This window comes from Actinoplanes sp. KI2, from assembly GCF_025630775.1.
GTDB lineage: Bacteria > Actinomycetota > Actinomycetes > Mycobacteriales > Micromonosporaceae > Actinoplanes.
The window spans coordinates 22,706-49,622 of sequence record NZ_JAOSZE010000031.1 but is presented as its reverse complement, the minus strand read 5'-3'; the positions used below and the strand labels follow the sequence as shown (position 1 = coordinate 49,622).

Below are 26,917 nucleotides of genomic sequence, written 5' to 3'. Positions count from 1 at the left end.
ATGTCGGCCTCGGACCCGGCCCTAGGCGGTGCTTCGTCAGGCGGACTTCGAGGGTGGGATGTTCTGGTTGAGCCGGAACAGGTTCGTCGGGTCGTACTCGTCCTTGACGGTCACCAGACGCTCGTAGGTGGCCTTCGGGTACGCGGCGCGCACCCGCTCCGCACTGCCCTCGCCGGTGAAGTTCACATAGGTCGCGGCATCCGCCCCGAGCACGTCGGTCGCTCCGCGGGCCCAGGCGACCGCCGCCGGGTAGCCGTCGGCATCGGCCGAGCGCGCCACCACATTCAGGATGAACTCCCGATCGCGGGTGCCGAACGCGGACGCGTCGTCGGGGACGCGGCCCATCGCCCCGCCGAGGTGGTGGATGTGAATCTCGGTGATCGGGTTGGGGATGCGGTGGAACTCCCCGATGATGCGGCCGGCCGCGTCGTCGAGGTCGTCGAAGAACGCCGAGCGGAAGTAGTTCCACATGCCGCGCGGGTAGAGCGGGTCGAGCAGGCCCTGCAGCGCCGTGTACGGCATGGGTCCGAAGAGGTCGGTCACGACCGGCGCGAGCTCCCGGAACGGCCGGGTCTGCGCGTCGCCGTCCTCGGGGTGGCCCGACCACAGCGCGCCGACCGCCACGATCGGCTTGCCGTGCACCTGTTCGGGCAGGAACGGCGCGGGCGGAGCGGTGGTCATGTTGACCAGTGCGGTCAGCTCGTCCGGCGCCTTCGCGGTGGCCGCGCGGAACCCGCGCAGAACCTGCTCGGCATGCTCGCCGGGGTAGAAGACCAGCCCGCCGAAGATGGTCGGGCCGACCTCGTGCAGCCGCAGCTCGAGCGAGGTGACCACGCCGAAGTTGCCGCCACCGCCGCGCAGCGCCCACAGCAGTTCCGGCCGTTCCCGCTCGCTCGTGTGCAGATATTGACCGTCCGCGGTCACGATGTCGGCCGCGATCAGGTTGTCGCAGGTCAGGCCGCAGCGCCGGACCAGCCAGCCGATGCCGCCGCCGAGCGTGAAGCCGCCGATGCCGGTGGACGAGATGATGCCGCCGGTGGTGGCCAGGCCGAACGCCTGCGTCTCGGCGTCCACGTCGCGCCACAGACAGCCGCCCTGGGCGGTGACCGTGCCGCGGCCGGGATCGACCCGGATGCCGTTCATCGGGGACAGGTCGAGCACGAGGCCGCCGTCCACGGTCGAGAAGCCGGGAATGCTGTGGCCGCCGCCGCGGACCGCGAGCGGCAGCCCTTCACTGCGCGCGAACTCGACCGCCTTGAGCACGTCCGCCACCCCGTGGCAGCGGACGATCAGGGCCGGCCGCCGGTCGTGGGCGCCGTTCCAGATCGATCGCGCCTCGTCGTAGCCCGGGTCGTCCGGGCGGATCAGATCGCCCCGCAGGGCTTGCGCCAGCTCGCCGAGCGTGGCTTCGCCAAAGGTGTTCATACCGGCCGACGCTAGGAACGCGCTCTTAGCCGCGGCTTAGCAACGCCTCAGCACGCGGTGTGCCGAGCCGGCAGCCCAGGCGCCGGAACAGCGCGAGCGCGATGCGCAGGTGCTCGGGTGGTGCGCCGAGCTCCGCGGCGAGCAGCCGTACCCAGGCCTCGAGCCGGAGGAATCCCTGCGGCTCGAACACCTCGACCGCTCGCTCGGTGAGCACCCGGGCACGCTGCCGGTCGCCGCCGTACAGCTCGATCACCGCGAGGTTGAGCAGCGCGCCGCCGACCCCCGGCCCGTCGTCGACCGCGCGGCCCCGGTCGAGGGCGATCCGGGCGTACCGGCGGCCCTCGGCGGCGTCGCCGGCTGCCGCGGTGAGCAGGCCGAGGTTGGCCAGGGTCAGGTTCTCGGCGCGCCGGTCGCCGAGCTGCTCCCGCAGCCGCAGCGCCTCGCGCAGGTGCTTGTCGGCGGCGTCGAACGCCCGGGCGTCCCGCTCGACGCAGCCCAGGTGGTTGAGGGCGTGGGCCAGGCCCGCGGTGTCGTCGATCCGGGCGAAGGCCTCGGCGGCGTGCTCGACCGTGTCCCGGGCGGCGGACAGGTCCCCGGCCAGCCGGTGGGCATAGCCGGCGGCCGAGAGCGCGTACGCGTGCCCCTGCACGGCGCCGACCCGGCGCCCGAGCAGCCAGGACTCCTCGAAGACCGGAACCGTGGTGTCGCCGATCGGGGCGAGCGGCAAACACATGGTCACGGCCGGCAGGAACGGCTCCACCGCGGCGTCGAGCCGGTCGAGCTCCCGCAGGCAGTCGGCGAACCGCTCGCGGGCGAGGCCGTGGTCCTCGCGGAGCAGCGCGGCCAGCGCCGCCAGCCAGCGGGCGGTGGCGGTGAGCGGCCCGTCCGGGGTCGGCGCGGTCAACGCGATCCGCTCGGCCTCGTCCACCTCGGCCACGCCGAGGATCAGCATGCCGCGCATGAGCCAGGCCCGCGCCACGTCGACGGCCGTGCCCGATCGCTCGGCGTCGGCCACGCCGGCGTCGCCCAGCTCCGGCAGCCGGTTTCCGATGCCGCGGCGACCCAGCAGCACGGCGAGCGCGAAGAACGCCCGCGATCGCTCCGGCGACGGGGCGGACGCCGCCTCCAGCGCACGTTCCAGCCAGCCCGCGCCCTCGACGAAGTGGCCGCGGGCCAGCCAGTAGCGCCACAGGCTGACCGCCAGCTGCAGCGCCTGCGCCGGGTTGTGCCGCAGCGACCAGGTCAGCGCGGCGCGCAGGTTGTTGTGATCGATGTCGAGCAGCTGCGGGCGCTCGACGACCATGCCGGGGGCGTTGTCCGGGTCGCTCGCGGCGGCCAGCCGGGCGAAGTACCGGCTGTGCGCGGCCTCGAACGCCGCCGCCTCGCCGGCCGCGACCAGCCGCTCCCGGGCCAGCTGCCGGATCGTCTCGAGCAGCCGGTAGCGGGAGCGGTCGCCAGCCGGCTCGATCTGCACGAGCGACTTGTCCACGATCCGCCCCAGGCAGTCGAGAACGGGAACCTCGTCGCGGGCGCCGACCTGCTCGGGCGCGTCCAGCGCGGAGCTCCCGGGGCCGATCTGCTCGGCGGCGTCCAGCGCGGAGCGCCCGGCGCAGACCTGCTCGGCCGCGTCCAGCGAGAAGCTCCCGGCGAAGACCGCCAGGCGGCGCAGCAGGATCTGCTCGTCCCGATCGAGCAGGGCGTGACTCCACTCCAGCGCGGCCCGCAGCGTGGCGTGCCGGGTGACCTCGCCGCGGCGGCCGAGCAGGGAGAGCGCGCCGGTCAGCCGCTCGGCGACCTCGGCCGGCTCCAGATGGGACATCCGGGCCGCGGCCAGCTCCAGCGCGAGCGGGATGCCGTCGAGCCGGCGGCAGATGTCGGCGATCGCGGGCGCGTTGGCGTCGTCGAGAGCGAAGCCGGGGCGTACGTCGCGCGCCCGGTCCACGAACAGCCGCACCGAGGACAGCTCGGCCAGTTCGTCGTCGCCGGCCGGCACCTCCAGCGACGGGACCCGGAAAGTGACCTCGCCGGGGACGTGCAGCGGCTCCCGGCTGGTGGCCAGCAGGGTCACGCCCGGACAGGCGCGGCGGACCGCGACGGCCAGCTCGGCGCAGGCGGTGAGCAGGTGCTCGCAGTTGTCCAGGAGCAGCAGCAGGGTGCCGGTGGCGAGGCGGCCGACCAGCGTACGCAACGGGTCGGAGCCCGCCGCCGGGTCGAGGCCGAGCGCGGCGGCGACCGTGTCGGCCACCAGGTGCGGGTCGGTGACCCGGGTCAGGTCGGCGAACCAGACCCCGTCCGGGTAGGCGCCGAGCAGCCGGCGGGCGGCCTCCTCGGCGAGGCGCGTCTTGCCGGCGCCGCCGACCCCGGTGAGCGTGAGCAGGCCGCCACGGACGAGCAGGCGATGCACGTCGGCGATCTCCCGCTCCCGGCCGACGAAACTGGTCAGCGGCGAACCGAGGTTGTTGCCCGGGGCGGGTGGCTCGTCGGTCAGCAACTTGCGGTAGAGCCGGCGGGTTTCCGGGTCGGGATCGGTGCCGAAGTCGGCGAGCAGGTCGTCGCGGAGCCGCTCGTACCGGGCGAGCGCCTCCGATCGGCGGCCGTCGGCGGCGAGGTGGCGCATGACGACCCGGACGGCGCCCTCGTGCCGCGGATCGATCGCCAGCGCCCGGTCGGCCGCCGCCGGGTCGTCGAGGTCGACCAGGGCCGCGCAGAAAAGCGATCGCAACTGCTCACGCCGCTCGGCCGCCCAGTCCTCGAAACGGTCCTCGGGCAGCAGGTCGCCGGTGTAGGCGGCCACGGCGGCCGCGGACCGGCCGTCGTGCGCCAGTCGCTCGAACTCGAGCACGTCGACCTCGACCGGGCCGAGCGTGAGCACGTCGTCCCGCAGCGTGAGCAGGTCGCCCGGCGGGCCGTCGCCGGCCAGCACCCGGCGGGCCACATGCAGGGCCTGGTGCAGGTTGTTGGCCGCCGACGCGGGATCGCGGTCCGGCCACAGCAGCTCCAGCAGCACGTCCCGGTGGATCTGCTGGCCGGGCGCGAGGGCGAGGAGTTTCACCAGCGTACGAGCCTTGCGCAGGCGCCACTCGCGGGCCGGGACGGGCGCCCCGTCGTCCCGGTCCACGCCGAAGCCGCCGAGCAGGCGGATGCGCACGCGGCCCAGCGTATCGGCGGACCGCCGGACCGGTCCGTCAGTTGCCCGTCAGTCGGCCGGCCCGGCTCAGCCCGGCCAGGACCGGCCAGGACCGGCCCGGCCCAGCCGGCATGGGCCGGGCCGCCCAGCTCAGCCCGGAGCCGGGCACGGCGGGGTCAGCCCGGCCGGGAGCCGATCGGTGGGATCAGCCCAGATGCCGGGCCAGGAACCGCACGGCGCTGTCCACCTCGGCCGGCGGCATCTCGTGCCCGCCCGGGTTGGCATGCAGCGTCTTCTCCGCCGAGCCGATCGCGTCGTAAAGGGCCAGGCCGTGCGCCCGGGGCACCCGTTCGTCGTCCCATTGCAGGACGAACTGCACCGGGGCGGTGATCCGGGCGGCGAGATCCGCGTTGGCCGAGGCGCCGCCCAGGCCCAGCACGGCCGCCCGCACCCTGGGCTCGGCGGCGACGAACGGGACGCCGAGCCCGCAGCCCAGCGACACGCCCCAGTAGCCGACCGGCCCGGCGCCGACGTGCGGGAGCTGCTGGACCGCGTCCAGCACCGCGCGCCACTCCGGCACGGTCTGCCGCGCGACCAGGGCCTGGAACGCGGCGATCAGCGGGCCCAGGTCCTCGCCCGCGGCGACCCGAGACTGGTTCCGATCGGCGAGTCGCTGGTACTCCTCGACCGGGGGCCGATCGCCGTGCGCGGGCACGTCGGGGACCACCACGGCGTAGCCGTGGTCGAGCGCCAGGCGACGGCCGAGCTCGACCATCTCCGGGTCCTTCTTGTGCCGGCCGCCGCCGTGGCTGAGCAGGACGAGTGGCCGGGCGCCGCGGGCGCCGTCCGGCGACCACAGCACAGCGGGGATGTCATGGGTGCTGAAGAGCTGTTCGCGGACGCCGTCGGTGGACGTCTCGGCGAGGAAAAGCATGGCGCGAAGCCTTTCGGGTTGCCGTCTGCGGGCACTCCCTAGGCGGTACGCGCGAGGGAGCCCCGACCGGTCACTGCGTTGATCGGTCTCACCTCCCCGGTCGCGTCACGACAATGCGACGTCAATCTATCATCGCCGGATCGCGTCACGTTTGGTGGTGCCGCTCGTCCGGGAATCGGTGGCGGTGACGTCGGAAGGCCAGGAGGTTGCGGTGGGCGCTCAGGATTACGTGGCCGCCATTGCGTTCGGGGCGGTCATCGGGGTGGTGGCCAGGATTCTGCTGCCCGGACGGCAGGGGATCGGGATCATCCTGACCGTCCTGATCGGAATGGGGGCGGCGGTGGCCGGGACCTGGGCGGCCGACCGATGGGACCTGCGGAGCGGGCGACTGGTCACGGTGTGGCATCACCGATACGACTGGGAGGTGCTGGCGGTGCAGCTCGGGATCGCGGTGGTCGGGATCGCGATCGCCGCCATGCTGGCAAAGGCGTTCTCGACCGACCGCGACCGATGACGTCGTCTCCTGGCCGCCTGCCCGGCCGGCCGCCGTCGCTCAGGAGGCCTTCTTCCTGGCCGGCGCCTTCTTTGCGGCTGCCTTTTTCGCCGGCGCTTTCTTCGCGGCTGTCTTCTTCGCGGATGTCTTCTTGGGCGGCGTTTTCCTCGGTGCGGACGACGAGCGGCGCTTCTGCGCGTTCTCCACGCTGCGCTTGAGCACCTCGAACAGATCGGTGACGTTCGTCGGCTCGGGCGCCGGCTCGGCGGCGGTGATCTGCTTGCCCGCCTTCTTCTGCTCGATCAGGTCGTTGACCCGGTCGGTGTAGGTGTCCCGGAAGTCCTTCGGGCGCCACGCGCCGGCCATCGAGTCGATCAGCTGCTGGGCCATGCTCAGCTCGTTCTTCTTGGCGGTGCCCTTGCGCGGCAGCCCGTCGATCTCCTCCTTCGGGTCGCGCACCTCGTCGGCGAAGAACATCGTCTGCAGCACCAGCAGGTCGCCGTCCGGCCGGATCGCCGCCAGATACTCCTTGCCGCGCATCACCAGCGTGCCGATCGCCGCCCGGTTCGCGTCGGTCATCGCGTCCCGCAGCAGCCCGTACACCCTGGCCGTGTCCTCGCCGGCCGGGCCGAGGAAGTAGGTCTTCTGGTAGTAGATCGGATCGATGTCGTCCAGGTCGACGAACCGATCGATCGCGAGGCTCCGCGAACGGCCCGGCGCCACCGCGTCGAGCTCCTCCTGGTCGAGCAGGACGTACTCGCCGCCGCCCACGTCCGCGCCCTTGACGATGTCGTCGTAGTCGACCTCCTTGCCGGTCCGCTCGTTGACCCGGCGGTATCGGATGCGATCGGAGGTGTTCTTCTCGAACTGGTGGAACGACACCTCGTGCTCGTGGGTCGCCGAGTACATCGCGACCGGGACGGAGACCAGGCCGAACGTGATCGCCCCGGTCCAGATCGGCCGTGCCATGGAGGTCCTCCTTCGGGTCAGGAAAGCGGCTGTGGATCCTGGTCAAGGTTGGTGGCCTTCACCTCGTCGTTGGTGCGTCCGCTCAGAACCGATCGCGGATGCTCCTCCGGGTTCCAGCCGGGCACCGCGAACTCGTCCCGCTTGTGCAGCAGCAGCCACTCCTGTTTGCCGTCCGCGCCCGCCCGGGTCCGGACCAGGACGAAGCGTCCGCGCAACTTCGTTCCGTACAGGTCGAAGTGGAGCTCGCCGGCGGTGAGGGCGGCGGCCGGGTCACCCGGCGAGGCCGGCTCCCAGACGCCGTTGTCCCAGACGATCACGTCGCCGCCGCCGTACTGCCCGGCCGGGATCACGCCCTCGAAGCCGGCGTAGTCGAGCGGGTGGTCCTCGACGTGGAAGGCGGCGCGGCGCACCTTGGGGTCGAGCGTCGGCCCCTTCGGCACCGCCCAGCTGGCGAGCACGCCGTCGACCTCCAGGCGGAAGTCGTAGTGCAGCCGCCGGGCACGGTGGCGCTGGACCACGAACTGTCCGGCCGGTTCCGGCGTACGCGTGAAGTCGCGCTTGTCGCGGTAGTGGCTGAGCTGGTCGGACGCCATGACGCCGGTATACCCGTTCCTCGGGACGACTACCACGCCCGCTGCACCGGAGGGCTCACCGGGTCGCCAGGTCGGTGACGATGGCCGCGACGCGGTGGACGGCCGGCGACGTCTCGCCGGTGCGGGTGGCCAGGGCCAGGTCGATCGTGGCCGGCTCGGCGAGCTCGACGTACGCGACGCCGGCCAGGGCCAGGCTGCGCACCGGCGACGGCACCAGGGCCACGCCCAGCCCGGCCGCGACGAAGACGACCAGCGTCGCCGTCTCGCCCACCTCGGTGATCGAGGGTGGCCGGAACCCGGCGGCGGCGCACGCGGCCAGCACCCGCTCGTGCATGGAGGACCGGTGGCCGGAGAAGTGCATGACGAACGGCTCGCCGGCCAGCTCGGCGAGGTCGATCCGGGACCGTCCGGCCAGGCGATGGTGGTCGGGCAGCACCGCGACCAGCCGCTCGGTGCGCAGCACGCGCAGGTCGGCCGACGGCCGGTCGAGGCCGTCGGGGCGCAGCACCACCAGGTCGTACGAGCCGTCGACCAGCCCGTCGAGCAGGGCCGGGCTGAGCAGCTCGCCGTGCAGGTCGAGCCGCACGCCGGGCAGCGCGTCGCGCACCTCGCGGGCGGCCAGCGGCAGCAGGTCGTACGTGGCGGTGCCGATGAAGCCGACCGAGACCCGCCCGGCCAGCCCCGACGCGACCTGGGCCATGTCGGTCGCCGCCCGGTCGACCGAGCCGAGCACGGCGTGGCAGTGCTCGGCGAAGCGGCGCCCGGCCTCGGTCAGCTCGACCCGCCGGGTGGTGCGGCTGACCAGGCCCACGCCGAGCTCGCGTTCCAGCTGCTTGACCTGTTGGGAGAGGGCAGGCTGGGCGATGTGCAGCCGCTCGGCGGCCCGCCCGAAATGCCCCTCGGCGGCGAGGGCGGCGAAGGCGCGCAGGTGGCGGAGTTCCATAACGCGACATTATCAATCACAGGTAATTCAGTATTGGAGCCAATCGGTCGGGCAAACGTAGGGTGGAATCGTGAACGACGCCTTCCTGTACGCCGCCGCCCGCACGCCGTTCGGCCGGTTCGCCGGCGCCCTCGCCGAGGTCCGCCCGGACGACCTGGCCGCGACCGCCCTGCGCGGCGTGCTGGGCCAGGCGCCCGGCCTCGACCCGGCCGCGATCGGCGACGTGGTGTGGGGCTGCGCCAACCAGGCCGGCGAGGACAACCGCAACGTCGGCCGGATGGCGGTGCTGCTCGCCGGCCTGCCGGTGGAGGTGCCGGCGACCACGGTCAACCGGCTCTGCGGCTCGTCGCTGGACGCGGCGATGATGGCCTCGCGCACGATCGAGTCCGGCGACGCCGACGTCGTGGTGGCCGGCGGGGTCGAGTCGATGACCAGGGCGCCGTGGGTGCTGCCGAAGCCGTCGCGCGCCTTCCCGGCCGGCAACGTGACCGCGGTGTCGACCACGCTGGGCTGGCGCCTGGTCAACGAGAACATGCCGAAGGAGTGGACGGTCTCGCTGGGCGAGGCGAACGAGCTGCTCGGCGACAAGTTCAACATCTCCCGCGTACGCCAGGACGAGTTCGCCGCGCGGTCGCACAACCTGGCCGACGAGGCCTGGACGGCCGGCTTCTACGACGACCTCGTGGTACCGGTCGAGGGCGTCGACCTGTCCCGCGACGAGGGCATCCGCCCGGGGTCCTCGGCGCAGAAGCTGGCCCGGCTGAAGCCGTCGTTCCGGCCGGACGGCACGATCACGGCGGGCAACGCGTCCCCGCTCAACGACGGCGCGTCGGCCGTCCTGCTCGGCTCCGAGTCGGCGGCCGGCCTGATCGGCACCGCGCCGCTCGCCCGGGTGGCCGGCCGCGGGGTCGCCGCGGTCGAGCCGCCGATGTTCGGCTACGCCCCGGTCGAGGCGGCCGGCCGGGCTCTGCGCCGGGCCGGGATCGGGTGGCCGGAGGTGGCCGCGGTGGAGCTGAACGAGGCGTTCGCGGTCCAGTCGATCGCCTGCGTCGACGCCTGGCTCGCCGAGGGCATGAGCGGCCCGGACATCGTGAACGCGAAGGGCGGAGCGATCGCGATCGGCCATCCGCTCGGCGCGTCCGGTGGCCGGATCCTCGGCACGCTCGCCCACCGGCTGCGCACCTCGGGCGAGCGCTGGGGCGTCGCGGCGATCTGCATCGGCGTCGGTCAGGCCCTCGCCGTCGTGCTGGAAAACGTAACAGCGTGAGCGCGACCGTTTACCAGAGCGCGCTCGAGGCGGTCGCCGGGATCGAGGACGGCTCGACGGTCCTGGTCGGTGGCTTCGGGATGGCCGGCATGCCGGTCCACCTCGTGGCCGCGCTGATCGAGCAGGGCGCCACCGACCTCACCGTGGTCTCCAACAACGCCGGGAACGGCGACACCGGCCTCGCCGCTCTGCTGGCCGCGGGACGCGTACGCAAGATGGTCTGCTCGTTTCCGCGGCAGGCGGACTCCTGGGTGTTCGACGGGCTGTACCGGGCCGGGAAGATCGAGCTGGACCTGGTGCCGCAGGGCAACCTCGCCGAGCGGATGCGCGCGGCCGGAGCGGGGATCGGCGCGTTCTTCTGCCCGACCGGCGTGGGCACGCCGCTCGCCGAGGGCAAGGAGGTGCGCGAGATCGACGGCCGCACCTACGTGCTGGAGTATCCGATCAAAGGGGACGTCGCGCTGATCGGCGCGCACGTTGCTGATCGGATGGGCAACCTGGTGTACCGCAAGACCGCCCGCAACTTCGGTCCGGTGATGGCGACCGCGGCGACGCTGGTGATCGCGCAGGTGAGCGAGGTGGTCGAGACCGGCCGCCTCGATCCCGAAGCGATCGTGACACCAAGCATCTATGTGGACCGGGTGGTGGCCATATGAGTCTGGACAAGCATCGGATGGCGGCTCTGATCGCGAAGGACATCCCGCAGGGTGCGTACGTGAATCTCGGGATCGGTCTGCCCACGCTGGTCGCCGACCACCTGCCGGCCGACTCGGGCGTGGTGCTGCACACCGAGAACGGCATGCTCAACATGGGCCCGGCCGCCACCGGCGAGCAGATCGATCCCGACCTGATGAACGCCGGGAAGATTCCGGTCACCGAGCTGCCCGGGTCGGCCTACTTCCACCACGCCGACTCGTTCGCGATGATGCGCGGCGGCCACCTCGACGTGTGCGTGCTCGGCGCGTTCCAGGTCTCGGTCGGCGGCGACCTGGCCAACTGGCACACCGGCGAGCCGGACGCGATCCCGGCGGTCGGCGGCGCGATGGACCTCGCGATCGGCGCGAAGAGCGTTTTCGTGATGATGACGTTGTTCGCGAAGGACGGCTCGGCCAAGCTCGTCGAGAAGTGCTCATCTCCGCTCACCGGCGTCGGCTGCGTCGACCGCGTCTACACCGACCACGCGACATTTCTGATCACACCCGACGGGGTGGTGGTGCGGGAGACGTTCGGCATCTCGTTCGGCGAGCTCGCCGAGCGGCTGCCGGTGCCGCTCGTCGAGGCCGCGCCGGCGCGCTGAAGGGGTCAGCCGCCTCGCTGGTCGTGCCACGACCGGGCCAGTTCCAGCAGGGCCCGGTCGTCGTGGTTGCGGCCGATGACCTGCAACCCGATCGGCAGGCCGGACGGGCCGAACCCGGCCGGCACGGCCAGCACCGGCGCGTTGAGCAAGGTGCCGATCGTGGTGACCTCCATCCACCGGTGGTACGACGACATCTCGGCGTCGCCGATCCGGGCCGGCCAGTGCACCGCCGCGTCGAACGGCATCACCTGGGCCGACGGCAGGACCAGATAGTCGTACGTCCGGAACAGCTCCCGCACCCCCCGGTACAGATCGCTGCGCAGCGACGACCCCGCCAGGACGTCGGAGGCGGTCAGCCGGTGCAGTCCCTCGTACTCGAAAATGGCCTCGGGTTTCAGCAACGGGCGCAGCGCGGGCACGTCGAACGCCGCCTTGACCGCCGACCCGGCGAGCCAGTGCCGCAGCGTCAGCCAGGCCGGCCAGAGGCTGTCGTTGCCGGTGAAATCGCCGTACGCGGGCAGCTCGTCGAGGGTGTCCACGGTCATGCCCAGCGCCTCGAAGGTCGCCAGCGCCGCCCGGGTGACCTCGAGGACCTCGGGCTCCATCGGCAGGTAGCCGCCGAGATCGCCGAACCACGCGACCCGTTTGCGGCCGGTGCGTCGCGGCGGATCGCCGTGCAGCGAGAGCGGGAACCGGTCGTCGTACCCGGCCATCGTCTCGAACAACAAGGCCAGATCTTCGGGGGTACGGGCAATGGGCCCCTCCACCCCGGCCTGGGCGACGAACAGGTCCCCGCCCTCGGACGGCACCCGCCCGGGCGACGGACGCAGCCCGTACACGTTGTTCCAGCCCGGCGGATTGCGCAGCGAGCCCATGAAGTCGCTGCCGTCGGCCACCGGCACCATGCGCAGCGCCACCGCGACCGCCGCTCCGCCGCTGCTCCCGCCGGCCGTCCTGGAGTGGTCGTAGGCGTTGCGGGTCGTGCCGTACACGTCGTTGTAGGTCTGCGATCCGAGCCCGAGCTGCGGCGCGTTGGTCTTGCCGATGAAGATCGCTCCGGCCGCCCGGATCCGCTCGACGAACAGCGAGTCGGCCGCCGCGGGCCCGGCCAGGCCGGGCGGGAGCAGGCCGAAGGTGGTCGGGATGCCGCGTACGTCGGCGAGGTCCTTCACCGCGTGCGGGAAGCCGTGCATCCAGCCCTGATACGCGCCCGGCCGGTCCTTCGCCGCGGCCTCGGCCAGCAGCTCGGACCGGGGACGCAGGGCGACGATCGCGGTGACCGCCGGGTTCACCTCCTCGATCCGGTCGAGATAGGCGGTCATCACCTCGACGCAGCTGACGACCCGGTCGCGGATGGCGGCGGAGAGCTCGGCCGCGGTCCAGTCGATGATCTCCATGTCTCGATGCTGCCAGACGCTCGGACACGAGAGGGTTCGCTCGCGCGTGGCAAAATCTGCGCGTGCAGATCGGGATTCTCGGCTCGTTCGAGGTACGTACGGACGACGGCGGCCTCGCCGATGTGCCCGGCGCGCGGCTGCGCGCGCTGCTGGTCGCGCTCGCGCTCGAGCCCGGCCGGGTGGTGGGCAAGGCGACCCTGGTCGACTGGATCTGGGGCGAGCAGCCGCCCGCCGACGCCGCGAACGCGCTGCACCGCCTGGTGTCCCGGCTGCGCAAGGTGCTGCCGGAGGGCTCGGTCGAGGGGCACACCGACGGCTACCGGCTGAGGGTCCCGGCGGACGCGGTCGACGCCGCACGGTTCGAGCGCCTGGTCGCCGCCGGCCGGCCCGGTGAGGCGCTCGGACTGTGGCGCGGGCCGGCCATGCAGGACGTCGGGCTCGCCGACAGCGGCGCCTTCGACGCGGCGGTCACTCGGCTCGAGGAGCTGCGGCTGACCGCCCAGGAGCAGTGGTTCGACGCGGAGGCCCGGCAGGGCCGCGGGGCGGCGCTGGTCACCGAGTTGACCGCGCTGGTCGCCGCCCACCCGCTGCGCGAACGGCTGACCGCCGCCCTGATGCGGGCGCTGGCCGCGAGCGGGCGCACCTCGGAGGCGCTGCTGGCGTACGAGCGCACTCGGGAGGCCCTCGCCGACGCGCTCGGCGTCGACCCCTCGCCGGAGCTGTCCGCCCTGCACGTGGCGCTGCTGCGGGGCGAGGGCGGCCCGCTCGAGCCGGAGCGGGCCACCAACCTGCGGGCCGAGCTGACCAGCTACGTGGGCAAGGGCGGGGACGTCGACGCGGTCCGCGAGCTGATCGCCGGGCACCGCCTCACCACGCTGACCGGGCCGGGCGGCACCGGCAAGACCCGGCTGGCCACCGAGACCGGGCGTACCGTGCTCGGCGATTTTCCGGACGGGGCATGGCTGGTGGAGCTGGCCCCGATCGGGCCGGACAGCGACGTGGCGCAGGCGACGCTGGGCGCGCTGCGGCTGCGCGACTCGCTGCTCGGCGAGGCGCCGGAGGGCGAACCGATCGACCGGGTGGTCGCCGCGCTGCGCGATCGGGACGCGCTGCTGATCCTGGACAACTGCGAGCACGTCATCGAGGCGGCGGCCGCCTTCGCGCATCGGGTGCTCGGCGAGTGCCGGCGGCTGCGGATCCTGGCCACCAGCCGGGAGCCGCTCGGCATCACCGGCGAGGCGCTCTGGGCGGTGGTCCCGCTGGCGCTGCCCGATGTGGACGCCGACCCTGTCAAGATCGAGTCTGCGCCGGCCGTCCGGCTGCTGATCGACCGGGCCTCGGCCGTACGCCCGGATCTCGCCCTGGACGCGGCGACCCTGGCCGTCATGGCCCGCATCTGCCGCGCGCTGGACGGGATTCCGCTCGCCATCGAGCTGGCCGCCGCCCGGCTGCGCACGATGTCGCCGGACCAGCTGGCGCATCGGCTGGACGATCGGTTCCGCCTGCTCACCGGCGGCAGCCGGACCGCGCTGCCCCGGCACCGCACGCTGCGCGCGGTGATCGACTGGAGCTGGGGGCTGATCACCGACGCCGAGCGGACCGTGCTGTGCCGGCTCTCGATCTTCTCCGGCGGCGCGAGCCTGGAGGCGGCAGAGCGGGTCTGCGCCGGCTCCTCCGACTCCTCCGGCTCCTCCGACTCCTCCGGCTCCTCCGGCTCCTCCGGCTCCTCAGGGTCCGCCGGCTCCTCAGGGTCCTCCGGCTCCTCCGGCGGCGAGGTCGAGTCGTGGCAGGTGCTCGAGCTGCTCACCGCGCTGACCGAGAAGTCCCTGGTGGTCACCGTGGGCGAGGGGGCGCCGCGATACCGGATGCTGGGGACCGTCAAGGAGTACGCCCAGCAGCGCCTCGCCGAGGCCGGGGAGACCGAGCTCGCCCGCCGGGCCCACCTGGCGTACTTCACCGAGCTGGCCGAGACCGCCGAGCCGCACCTGCGCCGGGCCGAGCAGATGGAGTGGCTCGCCGTGCTGGAGGGCGAGCACGACAACCTCGCCGCCGCGATGCGCGGTGCCCTCGCGGCCGGCGAGGCCGGCCCGGCGATGCGCCTCGCGGCCGCGGCCGGCTGGTACTGGTGGCTCGCCGGGCACAAGGCCGAGGGCAACGAGCTGATCATGGCGGCCACCGCGGTGCCCGGCGAGGTCGGCGACGAGACCCGGGCCGTGGTGTACGCCTTCGCGACGATGTTCCTCACCTCCGGGCACGCCGACCAGTACCGGGCGCAGGAATGGATCCACCGGGCGTACGAGCTCAGCCGGCGGATCGAGGGCGGCCACCCGGCGGTGCGGTTCGTCGGCGCGCTGGAACGGATGCTGCGCACGCCGGAGGCGATGCTGGTCGCGTACGAGCCGCTGCTCACCGACGAGGACCCGTGGGCCCGCGCGCTCGCCCGGCTGCAGATGGGCAAGATGCGGGTGATGACCGGCCAGGGCGGCGGCGAGGCGGACGCCTATCTGGAGGGTGCGCTGGCCGAGTTCCGCGCCCTCGGCGAGCGGTGGGGCATCTCGTTCGCGCTGACCGAGCTGGCCGGCCGGCTCGCCGCCCGGGGTGAGCTCGCCGCCGCCTGTGCGCGCTTCGACGAGGCGTACGCCGTGGTCATCGAGGTCGGCGCGATCGAGGACGTGGTGCCGATCCGGTCGCGCCAGGCCCAGCTGTACTGGCTCGCCGGCGACGAGCCGGCCGGCGCGGCCGCGATGGCCGAGGCCCAGCGGTACGCCGAGCGGGTCGCCTGGCCGGCCTCGCGGGCCGAGCTGGCCCTGGCCAAGGCGGAGCTCGCCCGGTGGCAGGGCGACATCGCCGAGGCCCGGCGGCAGGTCGCCGCCGCCACCGCCTGGCTGGGTGAGGACGCCACCCGGGCGAACGTCCGCGCCATGCTGGAGGACCTGCTCGGCTACCTCACCGCGGACCTCGGCGAGTCACGCCGGCACCGCGCCGCGGCGTTCCGGGCGGCGACCGAGGCCGGCCACGCGCCGGTCATCGCGCAGGCCCTGGTCGGGGTGGCGGACCTGGCCCTGCGGGACGGCGAGTACGCGCAGGCGGCCCGGCTGATCGGGGCGGCCGCCGGCGTACGCGGGCTCAAGGATTTTGCTCTTCCGGACGAGGACCGCATCGATCGGGAAACGCGCGATCGCCTCGGCGAGAAGCACGCCGAGGCGATCGCTGAAGGGGCGGAGACCGGCTGGGCTCAGCTGGCCGAGGTCACGCTCGCATCTTGACGGTGGCGACCGGTCACGCTCGCTTCTTGACGGTGGCGACCGGTCACGCTCGCTTCTTGACGGTGACGACCGGTCACGCTCGCTTCTTGAAGGTGGACACCGCCCAGAGGTAGCCGACCACGCCGATCCCGGCGCACCAGGCGATCGCGGCGATCGCGTCGCCGGCGTGCAGCGTGCCGGTCAGCAGGCCGCGGAAGGTCTCGATGATCGGCGTGAACGGCTGGTACTCGGCGAACTGCTTGGCGCCCGGACCCATCTTGTCGGCCGGCACGATCGCGGTGCTCAGGAACGGCAGCATGATCAGTGGCACGGTGGCCAGGCCCGCCGTCTCCACGCTCTTGGCCGCCAGGCCCAGCGCCACGGTGAACCAGCCGATCGAGAAGCCGACCAGCACCACCATGCCGAGCACGCCGAGCCAGCCGGCCAGGCTCGCCGAGGGGCGGAAGCCCAGCGCGAACGCGGTGCCCACGATGGCGGCGACCGCGATCACGTTGTTGAGCAGGCTGGCGATCACGTGGCCGGTCAGCACCGCGCCCCGGGAGACGTCCATGACCTTGAACCGGTTGATGATGCCCTTGGTCATGTCCGAGTTCACCGCGGTCGCGGTGGACCCGAGCCCGTAGCAGATGGCCAGCACGATCATGCCGGGCGTCGCGTAGTCGACGTATTTGACACCGACGCTGAACGCGTCACCCAGCAGATATACGAACATCAGCATGATGACGACCGGGAAGAGCACCGCGTTGAACACCGCGGTCGGGTTCCGGAGGGTGTGCTTGAAGTTGCGGCGCAGCATGATCGCCGAGTCGCCGAGGGGGGATGCGACGGTGCTCATTTGGCGGAGACCTCCGTGTCGTGTCCGGTGAGGGCGAGGAAGACGTCGTCGAGGTCCGGCGTGTGCACGGAGAGCTCCTCGGCGTCGAGCGAGTACTCGGCGAGGCGGTCCAGCAGCGAGCGCAGCGACTTGGTGCCGCCGTCGCCGGCCACCTGCAGGGTGAGCGCCTCGTCGTCGCGGGTGGCGCCGGCCAGCACCCGGGCCGCCGCGTCCAGCGTGCTCAGGTCGGCGAACCGCAGCCGTACGTGGCTGCCCGGGATCTGCCGCTTGAGCTCGGCCGGGGTGCCCTGCGCGACCAACCGGCCCTGGTCGAGCACGGCGATCCGGTCGGCCAGCTGGTCGGCCTCGTCGAGGTATTGGGTGGTCAGGAAGACGGTGACCCCGCCGGCCACGAGGTCCCGGACGATGCCCCACATGGTGCGGCGGCTGCGCGGGTCCAGCCCGGTCGTCGGCTCGTCGAGGAAGATGATCCGCGGGTCGCCGACCAGGGTCATCGCCAGGTCCAGCTTGCGCCGCATGCCGCCGGAGTACGTCGAGGTGAGCTTGCCCGCCGACTCGGCCAGGTCGAACCGCTCCAGCAGGTCGCCGATCAGCCGGCCGGCGCCCGGCCCGACCCGGTGCAGGTCGGCCATCAGCTGAAGGTTCTCCTGCCCGGTCAGCAGGTCGTCGACCGCCGCGAACTGGCCGGTGACGCCGATCGCGGCGCGCACCGCCTTCGCCTCGGTGGCGGCGTCGTGACCGGCGATCCGCACCGAGCCGGCGTCCGCCTTGATCAGTGTGGTCAGCACGTTCACCGTGGTGGTCTTGCCCGCGCCGTTCGGCCCGAGCAGGGAGAAGATCGTGCCCGTGGGCACCTCCAGATCGATGCCGTCGAGGACCGTCCGCTCCCCGAAGGCCTTGCGCAGCTGCGAAACCTCAATCGCTGAACTCATGCCAAGAACGATCGAGGGCCGCCCTGTCACCGCTCTGACACGGCTCTGTCACGGCCCCTGTCATCGATGCCGGCCTCGGACGTACGGATAAGGATCGGTGCCGTTCCGGATAGAAACCCACCAACGGGGGAGCGAATGCACGTGCAGACGCGTGTGCCGACGCATGTTCTGGAGGATGCTGGGGTGATGGCGGTACGGGATGAAGCGGAACGGCGGGTGTGGACATTCGACGAGAACGACTATCTCTTCGGCGCCGGAGCGCTGCTGATGATCGTCGAGAGCGTCGACTGGTCCCGGCCACGGACGCGGGACGGCGAGACCTGGTACGACGTGCAGGGGGTCGAGGTGTGCCCCGACGGCCGGATCGTCGGGCCGCGGCGCACGACCGTGAAAGCCGCCCGGCTGCGAACCGCCGGCCAGCATTGAGGCGTCGCCTTTCCCGGCGGGACGCGGACATCCGTACTACTCTGCGACAGGTTGGCACTGTCGCATGAGGAGGCTGGATGAAGGCCGTCATCTACCGCGACAACGGTGGGCCCGAGGTGCTCGAACTTCACGACCGGGAACCGGCCGAGCCCGGTCCCGGCGAGGTGCGGGTGCGGGTCGCCGTGTCCGGCGTGAACCCGACCGACTGGAAGACCCGCTCCGGCGCCACCAACCCGAAGCTGTACGCCGAGGTCACCCCGGGCCTGGACGGCGCCGGCGTGATCGACGCGGTCGGTCCCGGCGAGGACCGGGGCCGGATCGGCGAGCGGGTGTGGCTGTTCCTGGCCGGCGCCGGGCGGCAGGTCGGCACGGTCGCCGAGGCGGTCGTGGTGCCCGCCGACCGGGCGGTGCCGCTCCCCGATGACGCGAGCTTCGACCTCGGCGCCGCGCTCGGCGTGCCCGCGCTCACCGCGCACCGCACGCTCACCGTCGCCGAGGACGGGCCCCGCCGGCTGCATCCCGGTGCGCTCGACGGCAAGGTGGTGCTCGTCGCCGGCGGGGCCGGAGCGGTCGGGCACGCGGCGATCCAGCTCGCCCGCTGGGCCGGCGCCACCGTCCTCACCACGATCAGCGGCCCGGAGAAAGCCCGGCTGGCCACCGCCGCCGGCGCCCACCACGTGCTCAACTACCGCGAGGACGACCCGGCCGCGGAGATCCGCAAGATCGCGCCGGACGGCGTGGACCTGATCGCCGAGGTGGCGCTGGGTGCGAACCTCGCCCTCGACCTGGCGGTGCTGCGCACCAGGGGGACCATCTCCACGTACGCCAACGACGGCGCCAAACGCGTCGAGCTGGACGTGCGGCAGAACATGACGCTGAACACCCGCTTCCAGTTCCTGGTGCTCTACACGGTCGGGTCGGAGGCGCTCGCCGCGGGCGCCGAGGACGTGGCCGCCGCCGTCGCCGACGGCGCGCTGCCGGTCGGCGCGGAGCACGGGCTGCCGCTGACCCGCTTCCCGATCGGACGCACCGCCGACGCGCACCGCGCCGTGGAGAACGGCGCCGTCGGCAAGGTGCTGATCGACGTCGGCGGGACCGCCTGATGGGGTACGCCCGACGGCTCGCCGCCGGCCAGGTCTGCCGGATTCACACGTACGAGATCAGCACCGGTGTGTCGCATCTGGTGCACGCCAGCTCGACCGTGCTCTACGAGGCGCCGAACTGGACCGCGAGCGGCGACCTGATCCTGAACGGCAACGGTCTGTTGTGGAGCGTGCCGGCCGACGGGTCGGCGGCGCCCCGGCCGATCCCGCTGCGCGGCGTCCCCGAGCTGAACAACGACCACGTGCTCGCGCCCGGCCACGAGACGGTCTACCTCTCCGCCGGGGACGGGCAGCTGCACGCGGGCTCGCCGGCCGGCGGCCCGGTCCGCCGGATCACCTCTGACGAGCGCAAGATGCACTTCCTGCACGGGGTGAGCCCGGACGGCCGGACCCTCGCGTACGTGGGGGTCGAGGAGAAGGACTGGAGCACGGCGAGCCTCTGGACGATCGGGGCGGACGGCACGGGCGACGCCCGCCTCACGCCGCCCGGCGGCATCGACGACGGCCCGGAGTACACGCCCGCCGGGGACTGGATCTTCTTCAACACCGAGCGGTTCGGTCATGCGCAGATCGCTCGGATCCGGCCGGACGGGACCGGTCTCGAGCGGTTGACGTCCGACGAGCGGGTGAACTGGTTCCCGCACTTCTCGCCGGACGGCTCGCTGGTGGTCTACCTCAGCTACCCGCCCGGCACCCAGGGGCACCCGGCCGACCTGCCGGTCGAGTTGCGGCTCGTCTCCGCCGACCGGTGGGACTCGCCGCGCACGGTGGTGTCGCTGCCCGGGGGACAGGGGACCATCAACGTGAACAGCTGGTCGCCGGACTCGGGTTCGTTCGCGTACGTGGACTATCCGGTCACGGCCGAGGCGCGTACATGATGACGCCGACCCCGGCCAGGCAGATGAGCGCACCGATCACGTCGTAGCGGTCGGGGTGATACCTGTCGACGGCCATCGCCCAGCCAAGCGAGCCGGCCACGAAGACGCCACCGTAAGCGGCCAGGATCCGGCCGAAGTTCGCGTCCGGCTGAAGCGTGGCGACGAAGCCGTACGCCCCGAGCGCGGCGACGCCGGCGCCGACCCACAGGAGGCCGCGGTGCTCCCGCACGCCCTGCCAGATCAGCCACGCGCCCCCGATCTCCGCCACGGCGGCGACCACGAACAGCAGCAGAGACCGGAAGATCGTCATACCTGATCGCACCATATCTCCGTCTCGCGGGCGCCGCCGCGCCGGTGATGACCAAGGGCCGGACGCGGCGGCCGCCGCTGAACGCGCCGAGAGCCGGGTCAGTCGTGCCAGTCGATGGAGCGGGTTCGGTTGGGGGTTTGGCCCGGCCGGGTGCGGCGGGTCGGGCGGGGGTCGGGGGCGGTGAGGATGGCCCAGACGATTTTGCCGTCGCGGGTGGGGAGGGCGCCCCAGGCGGTGGTGGTCGTATGGACCACGCGGAGCCCGCGGCCGCGGCCGTCCGGGTCGCCGGGGTCGCGGGCGGGGCCCACGGTCAGGTGCGGGAATCGGGGGCTGCGGTCGTGCACGGTCAGGTGCAGGCCGTGGGACTGGCGGCCGATGGCGACGCCGACCCGGGTCTCGGCGTGTTCGAGGGCGTTCGCGACCAGTTCGGTCAGCACCGCGGTGGCCAGGCGGGTCAGGGACGGCACTCCCCAGGCGGCGCAGGCCTCGGCGACCGCTCGGGTGACCGGCGACAGCGTGTCGAGCTCGGGGTCGAGGTGCAGGGTCACCCGGTCGGGGCGCTCCGCGACGGCGGTCAGGGCGGCTCGAGCCTGCGTGGGCGACGGATGGACGGGCAGGCCCCAGCGGGCGTCGCGGCGGCCGAGGATCGTGGCCAGCGGCGCCGTGGCGGGCAGGCACGCCACCAGCGGCACGGGGTTCGCTGCCTGCGTGCCCCAGAGGCGGGCGGCGCTCCACAGGGCGGCGCCGGCGCCGGTGGCGTCGGCCAGCCCGCGCAGGTCGGCGAGGATGCCGGCGGGCCGGCTGACCAGGCAGTCGCGCAGCACCGCGGCCGTGGTGGTCTGCAGCGCGTCGGTCCAGCGGCCGCGAACGGTGATCTCGATCAGGGCGGTGTCGAAGTCGCCGCGGACGGTGATCCCGGTCCGGTCGGTGTCGAGGTCGGCGTGGACGGTGACCGCCTGCTCGCGAGCCCGGGCGCCGGAGTCGTACAGCAGGAACGGTGGTTGGTCACGCCTCATGGCCGCGCGTCCCGGATGCGGAGGCTGGCCCACACGACCTTGCCGTCGTCGCGCAGGTGGCAGCCCCACCGGTGTGCGGTCGCGGCCACCAGCAACAGACCACGCCCGGTGTCCGGTGCCTCGCCCGGGCGTGGCTTGTCGGTGGATCCGTCCTGGACACTGATCAGCAGATAGCGGGGCCCGACCGACAGCCGGATCGCCGCCAGCGTGCCGGCGTGCACGGCGGCGTTCGCGGCCAGCTCACCCGCGATCAGGCAGGCCGGGCCGACCAGATGCGGCAGCCGCCAGCGGTCACACGCGTCGGCGGCCAGCTCCCGGGCCCGGGCCTCGGCCTCGGCCACCGGCAGCAGCGTGTCGGAGATCAGCGCCGTCCGGCGCCGGGCCGGTACGGACAGGGCCTGTTCGACCGTGGCGAACACCTGCAGACTCCGGTTCATGGCGAGCGCTCGGGTGGTCTGCTCGTCGCGGGCGCACAGCAGCAGCGGGGTGCCGGGCCACATCGCGGCCTGCCGGCCGATCGCGGTGAACACCGCCATCGCGGACGGCTGGCGGACGCGCACCTCGGTCAGGTCGACCACCACCGCGCCCGGCTGCTCCACCAGGGCCTTCAGCAGCGCCGCTCGAACCGCCGGAGCGCTCGCCAGCGACAGTTCGCCGGACAGTCGCACCAACAGCCTGTCACCGATCTGCTGCTGTTCGTATGTGAGCGGTGCCACATGCCTCATCGTCTTGCATTGCCGTCCGCTGCGCCATCCGCCACACGAGCCGAACCGGATGGGAACTCTTCTTTACTTGAAGTCGTCGATTCGGGAGACTGCGGCGATGGGCGAGGTCTTTCCGATGCCCGCTGTGGGTGATCTCTTCACCGACATGCGTGGCGGCGATCGAAGGATGCGGGTCAGCTACCACGAAGGCCCCGGCGTGGTGGTGGTGTCGCTGTGGGCGGACACGGTGTGCCGAGGCACCTTCCAGCTCGCCACCGGCGACGTGGCCCGACTCGTCGCGTTGTTGTCACAGGTCGAGCGGTCGGCCGGCGACCTCGACAGCCCGGCGAACGCGCAGGCGGAGGCGGCCACCCGTCAGCCGGCGACGCCATCCCCGGAGCAGACCGGCGACGTGAGCAGGGCAGCACTTCCGGCGGTTCGTACGCCACGGGTCGCCTGAGGCCGTCCGGAAGGCCGGCCACCGGCAGACCGGCCGGAGGTAGATCTCAGCGCTCCTCGACCGTCGTCAGGTCGTCCAGGCCGGCGATGGTCAGGACCGGTGCGAGCAGCGGCGTCGCGACCAGGTGGACCCGTTCCAGGTACGGGAAGATGGCCGCCAGGCCCGCGCTGTCGATGTACTCCACGCCGGTCAGGTCGACCACCAACGCGCCGTCGCCGGTCCCGGCCAGCGCGGCCGAGAAGTTCTCGGCGTTGCTCATGTCGATCTCACCTACCGCGGCGAGGACCACCGTGCCGTCCGGCCGGGTGCCGGTGGTGAGCGTCAGCGCTGTGCTCATCCGGGAATCCTCGCCTGCAGGCCGACGACGGTGCCGCCGGGGCCGGTCGTCACGGTCACGTCGGTCATCAGGGCCCGCATCAGCAGGAAGCCGCGGCCGCGGTGCGGGTTGGCGTCCGGCTGCGGGGTCTTCCACCGGCCACTGTCGGCGATGGTCAGCCGGATCTCCTCGGCGTTCGCCGCGGCGTGCAGCCGGATCCGGCCCGGCGGGCCGTGGCGGTGCCCGTGCTCGATCGCGTTCGCGCACGCCTCGCCGGCCGCGACCAGCACGTTCTGCGCCGTCTCGGGGTCGATGCCGCAGCGGGCCAGCCAGCCGCGCAGCGACGAGCGGACCGCCGCCAGCGAGGTGGACGCGGCCGGGAAGTCCACCTCCAGCGGGCCGGGGTGCCGGTAGAGCAGCAGCGCCACGTCGTCGTCGAAGCCGCCGGGCGGGGACATGCCGGCCATCACGTCGCCGGCGAGGTCTTCCAGGGCGGCCGAGCGGCCCGCCCGGACGGCGGCCGTCACCTGGTCGATCCCGGCGCTCAGCGGCCGGCGCCGGCGCTCGACCAGCCCGTCGGTGTAGAGCAGCAGGGTGGCCCGGGCCGGCATGGTGTACTTCGCCTCCGGCCGGTCGGTGACCGAGCGTACCCCCAAGGGTCGTGATCTTCCCTGGTCGAGCAGGGTGGTCGCGCCGTCCGGGCCGCTGACCACGGCCGGGGGATGGCCGGCGCTCGAATAGGCCAGGTCGCCGGTGGCCGGGTCGAGGACGCCGCAGAAGACCGTGGCGCACATGGCGCCGGGCAGCTGGGCGGCGAACCGGTCGAGCGCGGTCAGGGTCTGCGCCGGGTCGGTGTTCTGCAGCAGCAGCGCCCGGCAGGCGCTGCGCAGCTGGCCCATCACGGTGGCCGCCTGCAGGCCGTGCCCGACGCAGTCGCCGACCACGATGCCGATCCGCCCGCCGGCCAGGGTGACCGTGTCGTACCAGTCGCCGCCGACCTTCAGCGGGCGGGTGGCGGGCTCATAGCGGACGGCGAAACCCGGCGGGAGCTGCGCCGGGCCGAGGATGGCCCGTTGCAGGGCGAGGGCGGTCTCCCGCTGCTGGTCGTTCTGGTGCACCCGGTGCAGCCCCTGCCCGAGGTAGCCGGCCAGCAGCCCGAGCAGCGTCTGGTCCTGCTCGGTGAACGGCCGGTTCGCGCCCGGCTCGATCCAGAGCACCAGCGTCCCGCTCGGGTGCTCGAGCGCGACCCCGGCGCCGCCGGTCCGCTCGGCCCGCGGGGTCAGCGGCGCGCCGTCCCGCAGTGCGCGGATCGCCGCGCGGCGCGGCTCGGGCAGGCCGTCCCAGCTCACCTCGGGATCGGTGGCGATGACGGCCGGCCGGTCGGCACCGTCGAAGATCGCGGCGTACACCCGGGTGGCCTGCCACAGCTCGGCGAGCGCGGTGAGCGCGCCGCGCAGCGCCCCGGCCAGGGTCTCCGCCTGCGACAGCCGGACGCTCAGCGTGGCGAGCGCTCCGTCGCGCTGCACGACGTAGTGGTCCGCGGTCACGTCGCGGAACGTGCCGACGATCACCCGCCGGCCGGTCTCCGGGTCGGTGACCTGGCTGAACGCGGCCGCTGCCCAGAGCCGGTGCCCGTCGCGGTGGGTGACCGGGATGGTGTACGTGCCGCGCGGCTGCTTCAGCAGCATCGCGAACGCGTCGGACACCTGGCGGTAGCCGTCCGGGTCGGTGGCCCGGTCCGGCCACCACGGGTGGATCGGCTGGTAGGGCAGGCCCTCGGGGCCGTACCCGAGGATGTCGGTGAACGTCGAGTTGATCTCGATGATGGCGCCCTGGTCGTCGCAGACGAAGAACGCCTCCTGCAGCGAGTCGACCAGCGCGGTGCGCCAGCGCAGGTGATGGTTGCGCAGGCGGGCGAGCGCCACATTGCCCCGTACGCGGGCCAGCAGCTCCGCCGAGGAGAAGGGCTTGACCAGGTAGTCGTCGGCGCCCGCCTCCAGGCCCTCGATCGAGGCCTCCTGGCCGGCCCGGGCGGAGAGCAGCAGCACCGGGGTGCTCGCCGTCAGCGGGTCCGCGCGCAGCGCCGCGACCAGCTGGAGCCCGTCCAGGCCGGGCATCATCACGTCGCTGACGATCAGATCCGGCCGGTACGAGCGGGCGGCGTCCAGCGCGGCCTGCCCGTCGGCCACCGTCCGCACGTGGTGGCCGGCCGAGCCCAGCAGCCGGGTGAGGTAGTCGCGCATGTCGGCGTTGTCGTCGGCGACCAGCACCCGCACCTTCGCCGCGTCCGCCACCGGGGCCTCGTCCTCGGTGCCCGTCCACCGCAAAGCTTCCTGCACGTACGGTTCGGCGGCGCCCGAGACGACGTACGGTTCGGCGGCGCCCGAGACGACGTACGGTTCGGCGGCGCCCGAGACGACGTACGGTTCGGCGGCGCCCGAGACGACGTACGGTTCGGCGGCGGCTTCGGCGGCGGCCGGGACCGTGGCCGGCCCGCCGGGGGAGACCAGCGCGTCGACCGGCAGGTGCGCCGAGCCGAACGGCAGCCGGATCTCGAAGGTGGTGCCGGCGCCGACCGTGCTCGCCGCCGTGATCGTGCCGCCGTGCAGCTCGACCAGCTCCTTCACCAGGGCCAGGCCGATGCCGCTGCCCTCGTTCGAGCGGGACCGGGTGGTCTCGACCCGATGGAAGCGCTCGAACAGCCGCGGCATCTCCGCCTCGGGGATGCCGGCGCCGGTGTCCGCCACGGTGACCACCGCCCGGTCGCCGCCGGCCCGCACCGCCACCCGCACGCCGCCGGTGAAGGTGAACTTCAGCGCGTTGCTCAGCAGGTTGAGGACCACCTTCTCCCACATGCCGCGGTCCAGGTACACCGGCTCGGCCAGCGCCGGGCACCGCACCTCGAAGGTGAGCCCGGCCCGCTCGACCGCGGACCGGAACACGCTGGCCAACTCGGCCGTGGCGGCGGCCAGGTCGACGGGCTCGAACCGCGCCTGCATCCGGCCGGCCTCGATCCGCGAGAAGTCCAGCAGCGTGTTGACCAGCTTGCCCAGGCGCAGGCCGTTGCGGTGGATCAGGTCCAGCTCCGCGCGTACGCGATCGTCGGCCGGCGCCCACCGGGACCGCAACTCGTCCACCGGCCCCATGATCAGGGTCAGCGGGGTGCGGAACTCGTGACTGATGTTGGCGAAGAACGCGGTCTTCGCCCGGTCCAGCTCGGCCAGTTCCTCGGCCCGCCGCTGCTGCGCCTCGTAGCCGCGGGCGCTGGCGATGCCGGCCGCGACATGCCGCGCGGCCAGCTCGATGAACCCGCGATAGCCGTCGTCCAGGGTGCGGTAGCGATTCAGACCCACGACCATGAAGCCGTACGGGACGCCGCCCGGTTGCGCCAGCGGGACCAGCAGCGCCTGGGTCGGCGGCTCCGGCCAGGCGCCGGCCGGAAGGTCGCCGAACGGCTCCCCGGTCAGCTCGACCAGCGCCGGCGTCTCGCCCGGCCAGACCCGCGGGTCGGCCGCCGGATGCCCGGCCGGGATGCCGGTCGCTCCGGCCAGCCGGGTGGCGCCGTCGTCGAACAGGTAGGTCAGCGTGAACGGCAGGTCGTGTGGGTTGCGCCCCAGCTGCACCCCGGCGAAGGCGAGCATCTGCTGTTCGGAGCGGACCGAACCGGGATCGGAGCCGAGGTCGCGCAGCGTCGCCATCCGCCGCTCGCCGATCACCCGGTCGGTGTCCTCGCTGACCACGCAGAGCATGCCGACCAGCTCGCCGTCGTCGTCGCGCAGCGGGCTGTACGAGAAGGTGTGGTACGTCTCCTCGGGGTACCCGGACCTTTCCAGGAACAGCAGCAGACCCTCGTCCCAGGTCGCCTGCCCGGTGGAGAGCACCGTCTCGATCCGCGGGCCGATGTCGCCCCAGATCTCCGCCCACACCTGGCCGGCCGGGCGTCCCAGCGCCCACGGGTACTTGTCGCCCAGCGTGTCCCGCCGGTATGCGGCGTTGCAGAAGAAGGTGAGCTCGGGCCCCCACGCCATCCACATCGGGAACTGCGACGCCAGCAGGATGCTCACCGCGGTGCGCAGGCTCTGCGGCCAGCCGTCCGGTGACCCGAGCGGCGTCGCCGCCCACCCGACGGCTTCGAGGTCCCGGCCGACGTCACCTCCGCCGGCAAACCCCAGATCGCTCATCGATGTCAGCTTAGGATGTCGTCGCCGGGGCTGCTCACCACTCGG

General features: G+C 73.1%; 23 protein-coding genes. 9 read left to right on the top strand and 14 right to left on the bottom strand.

Annotated elements, in window-relative coordinates:
- Positions 1-36: 36 nt before the first annotated feature.
- The 3 genes from ODJ79_RS30055 to ODJ79_RS30045 all read right to left on the bottom strand — a co-directional run bounded on the left by ODJ79_RS30055 (position 37) and on the right by ODJ79_RS30045 (position 5,486).
- Positions 37-1,425 (bottom strand): FAD-binding oxidoreductase, encoded by a 1,389-nt coding sequence (locus ODJ79_RS30055; RefSeq protein WP_263026981.1) that lies wholly within the window; start codon positions 1,423-1,425, stop codon positions 37-39.
- 25 nt (positions 1,426-1,450) lie between these two features.
- The gene (locus ODJ79_RS30050) at positions 1,451-4,573 is read right to left on the bottom strand and encodes a BTAD domain-containing putative transcriptional regulator (RefSeq protein WP_263026980.1); all 3,123 of its coding nucleotides are present in this window, start codon (positions 4,571-4,573) and stop codon (positions 1,451-1,453) included.
- A gap of 184 nt (positions 4,574-4,757) precedes the next feature.
- Positions 4,758-5,486 carry a dienelactone hydrolase family protein gene (locus tag ODJ79_RS30045; protein ID WP_263026979.1) on the bottom strand — a complete coding sequence of 243 codons (729 nt, stop codon included), beginning with the start codon at positions 5,484-5,486 and terminating at the stop codon, positions 4,758-4,760.
- 211 nt (positions 5,487-5,697) lie between these two features.
- On the opposite strand from ODJ79_RS30045, the gene ODJ79_RS30040 reads away from it, so the two are divergent.
- Complete coding sequence (locus ODJ79_RS30040) at positions 5,698-6,000, top strand: GlsB/YeaQ/YmgE family stress response membrane protein (RefSeq protein ID WP_263026978.1); 303 nt, start codon at positions 5,698-5,700, stop codon at positions 5,998-6,000.
- A 39-nt stretch (positions 6,001-6,039) separates the two neighbouring features.
- On the opposite strand, the gene ODJ79_RS30035 is transcribed toward ODJ79_RS30040, so the two are convergent.
- The 3 genes from ODJ79_RS30035 to ODJ79_RS30025 are packed head-to-tail and all read right to left on the bottom strand — an operon-like array spanning position 6,040 to position 8,484.
- Entirely contained in the window at positions 6,040-6,948 is a 909-nt protein-coding gene (locus tag ODJ79_RS30035; protein WP_263026977.1) for a Ku protein, read from the bottom strand.
- Between the two features lie 17 nt (positions 6,949-6,965).
- Positions 6,966-7,541, bottom strand: a complete 576-nt coding sequence (locus ODJ79_RS30030) for a DNA polymerase ligase N-terminal domain-containing protein (RefSeq protein ID WP_263026976.1) — start codon at positions 7,539-7,541, stop codon at positions 6,966-6,968.
- Positions 7,542-7,596: 55 nt separating this feature from the next.
- The gene (locus tag ODJ79_RS30025; protein WP_263026975.1) at positions 7,597-8,484 is read right to left on the bottom strand and encodes a LysR family transcriptional regulator; all 888 of its coding nucleotides are present in this window, start codon (positions 8,482-8,484) and stop codon (positions 7,597-7,599) included.
- A 70-nt stretch (positions 8,485-8,554) separates the two neighbouring features.
- Here ODJ79_RS30025 and ODJ79_RS30020 point away from each other — a divergent pair, with 70 nt between their 5' ends.
- From ODJ79_RS30020 to ODJ79_RS30010, 3 genes are read left to right on the top strand one after another with little or no spacing between them, the layout of a single operon-like run.
- Entirely contained in the window at positions 8,555-9,751 is a 1,197-nt protein-coding gene (locus tag ODJ79_RS30020) for a thiolase family protein (protein WP_263026974.1), read from the top strand.
- The gene (locus tag ODJ79_RS30015) at positions 9,748-10,407 is read left to right on the top strand and encodes a 3-oxoacid CoA-transferase subunit A (protein ID WP_263026973.1); all 660 of its coding nucleotides are present in this window, start codon (positions 9,748-9,750) and stop codon (positions 10,405-10,407) included. Before ODJ79_RS30020 ends, ODJ79_RS30015 begins: the two co-directional genes overlap by 4 nt.
- The gene (locus tag ODJ79_RS30010; RefSeq protein WP_263026972.1) at positions 10,404-11,048 is read left to right on the top strand and encodes a 3-oxoacid CoA-transferase subunit B; all 645 of its coding nucleotides are present in this window, start codon (positions 10,404-10,406) and stop codon (positions 11,046-11,048) included. The genes ODJ79_RS30015 and ODJ79_RS30010 overlap by 4 nt, the downstream gene beginning before the upstream one ends.
- Before the next feature lie 5 nt (positions 11,049-11,053).
- Here the strand turns inward: ODJ79_RS30010 and ODJ79_RS30005 are convergent, their stop codons facing one another.
- Entirely contained in the window at positions 11,054-12,445 is a 1,392-nt protein-coding gene (locus ODJ79_RS30005) for an amidase (protein WP_263026971.1), read from the bottom strand.
- 62 nt (positions 12,446-12,507) lie between these two features.
- Between ODJ79_RS30005 and ODJ79_RS30000 the strand changes: the two genes are divergently transcribed.
- A complete protein-coding gene (locus tag ODJ79_RS30000; RefSeq protein ID WP_263026970.1) occupies positions 12,508-15,711 on the top strand; it encodes a BTAD domain-containing putative transcriptional regulator in 3,204 nt (1,067 codons plus the stop codon).
- 73 nt (positions 15,712-15,784) lie between these two features.
- On the opposite strand, the gene ODJ79_RS29995 is transcribed toward ODJ79_RS30000, so the two are convergent.
- Together ODJ79_RS29995 and ODJ79_RS29990 are read right to left on the bottom strand one after the other, a co-directional pair.
- Positions 15,785-16,546 carry an ABC transporter permease gene (locus tag ODJ79_RS29995; protein ID WP_263026969.1) on the bottom strand — a complete coding sequence of 254 codons (762 nt, stop codon included), beginning with the start codon at positions 16,544-16,546 and terminating at the stop codon, positions 15,785-15,787.
- Positions 16,543-17,478, bottom strand: coding sequence for an ATP-binding cassette domain-containing protein (locus ODJ79_RS29990; protein WP_263026968.1), 936 nt, complete (start codon positions 17,476-17,478; stop codon positions 16,543-16,545). The genes ODJ79_RS29995 and ODJ79_RS29990 overlap by 4 nt, the downstream gene beginning before the upstream one ends.
- A 186-nt stretch (positions 17,479-17,664) precedes the next feature.
- Between ODJ79_RS29990 and ODJ79_RS29985 the strand changes: the two genes are divergently transcribed.
- From ODJ79_RS29985 to ODJ79_RS29975, 3 genes are all read left to right on the top strand, one after another.
- Complete coding sequence (locus ODJ79_RS29985) at positions 17,665-17,904, top strand: hypothetical protein (protein ID WP_263026967.1); 240 nt, start codon at positions 17,665-17,667, stop codon at positions 17,902-17,904.
- Between the two features lie 77 nt (positions 17,905-17,981).
- Positions 17,982-19,007, top strand: coding sequence for an NADPH:quinone reductase (locus ODJ79_RS29980; RefSeq protein WP_263026966.1), 1,026 nt, complete (start codon positions 17,982-17,984; stop codon positions 19,005-19,007).
- Positions 19,007-19,885 (top strand): TolB family protein, encoded by an 879-nt coding sequence (locus ODJ79_RS29975; protein ID WP_263026965.1) that lies wholly within the window; start codon positions 19,007-19,009, stop codon positions 19,883-19,885. Before ODJ79_RS29980 ends, ODJ79_RS29975 begins: the two co-directional genes overlap by 1 nt.
- Here the strand turns inward: ODJ79_RS29975 and ODJ79_RS29970 are convergent.
- From ODJ79_RS29970 to ODJ79_RS29960, 3 genes are all read right to left on the bottom strand, one after another.
- Positions 19,863-20,195 (bottom strand): YnfA family protein, encoded by a 333-nt coding sequence (locus ODJ79_RS29970; protein WP_263026964.1) that lies wholly within the window; start codon positions 20,193-20,195, stop codon positions 19,863-19,865. The genes ODJ79_RS29975 and ODJ79_RS29970 overlap by 23 nt on opposite strands.
- A gap of 98 nt (positions 20,196-20,293) precedes the next feature.
- Positions 20,294-21,211, bottom strand: coding sequence for an ATP-binding protein (locus ODJ79_RS29965; RefSeq protein WP_263026963.1), 918 nt, complete (start codon positions 21,209-21,211; stop codon positions 20,294-20,296).
- A complete protein-coding gene (locus ODJ79_RS29960) occupies positions 21,208-21,927 on the bottom strand; it encodes an STAS domain-containing protein (protein WP_263026962.1) in 720 nt (239 codons plus the stop codon). Before ODJ79_RS29960 ends, ODJ79_RS29965 begins: the two co-directional genes overlap by 4 nt.
- Before the next feature lie 124 nt (positions 21,928-22,051).
- Here ODJ79_RS29960 and ODJ79_RS29955 point away from each other — a divergent pair, with 124 nt between their 5' ends.
- Positions 22,052-22,375 (top strand): hypothetical protein, encoded by a 324-nt coding sequence (locus ODJ79_RS29955; protein WP_263026961.1) that lies wholly within the window; start codon positions 22,052-22,054, stop codon positions 22,373-22,375.
- 46 nt (positions 22,376-22,421) lie between these two features.
- On the opposite strand, the gene ODJ79_RS29950 is transcribed toward ODJ79_RS29955, so the two are convergent.
- Both ODJ79_RS29950 and ODJ79_RS29945 read right to left on the bottom strand, forming a co-directional pair.
- Positions 22,422-22,712: an STAS domain-containing protein gene (locus ODJ79_RS29950; RefSeq protein WP_263026960.1), complete on the bottom strand. Its 291-nt coding sequence runs from the start codon at positions 22,710-22,712 to the stop codon at positions 22,422-22,424.
- A complete protein-coding gene (locus tag ODJ79_RS29945) occupies positions 22,709-26,872 on the bottom strand; it encodes a SpoIIE family protein phosphatase (protein ID WP_263026959.1) in 4,164 nt (1,387 codons plus the stop codon). Before ODJ79_RS29945 ends, ODJ79_RS29950 begins: the two co-directional genes overlap by 4 nt.
- Between the last annotated feature and the right edge of the window lie 45 nt (positions 26,873-26,917).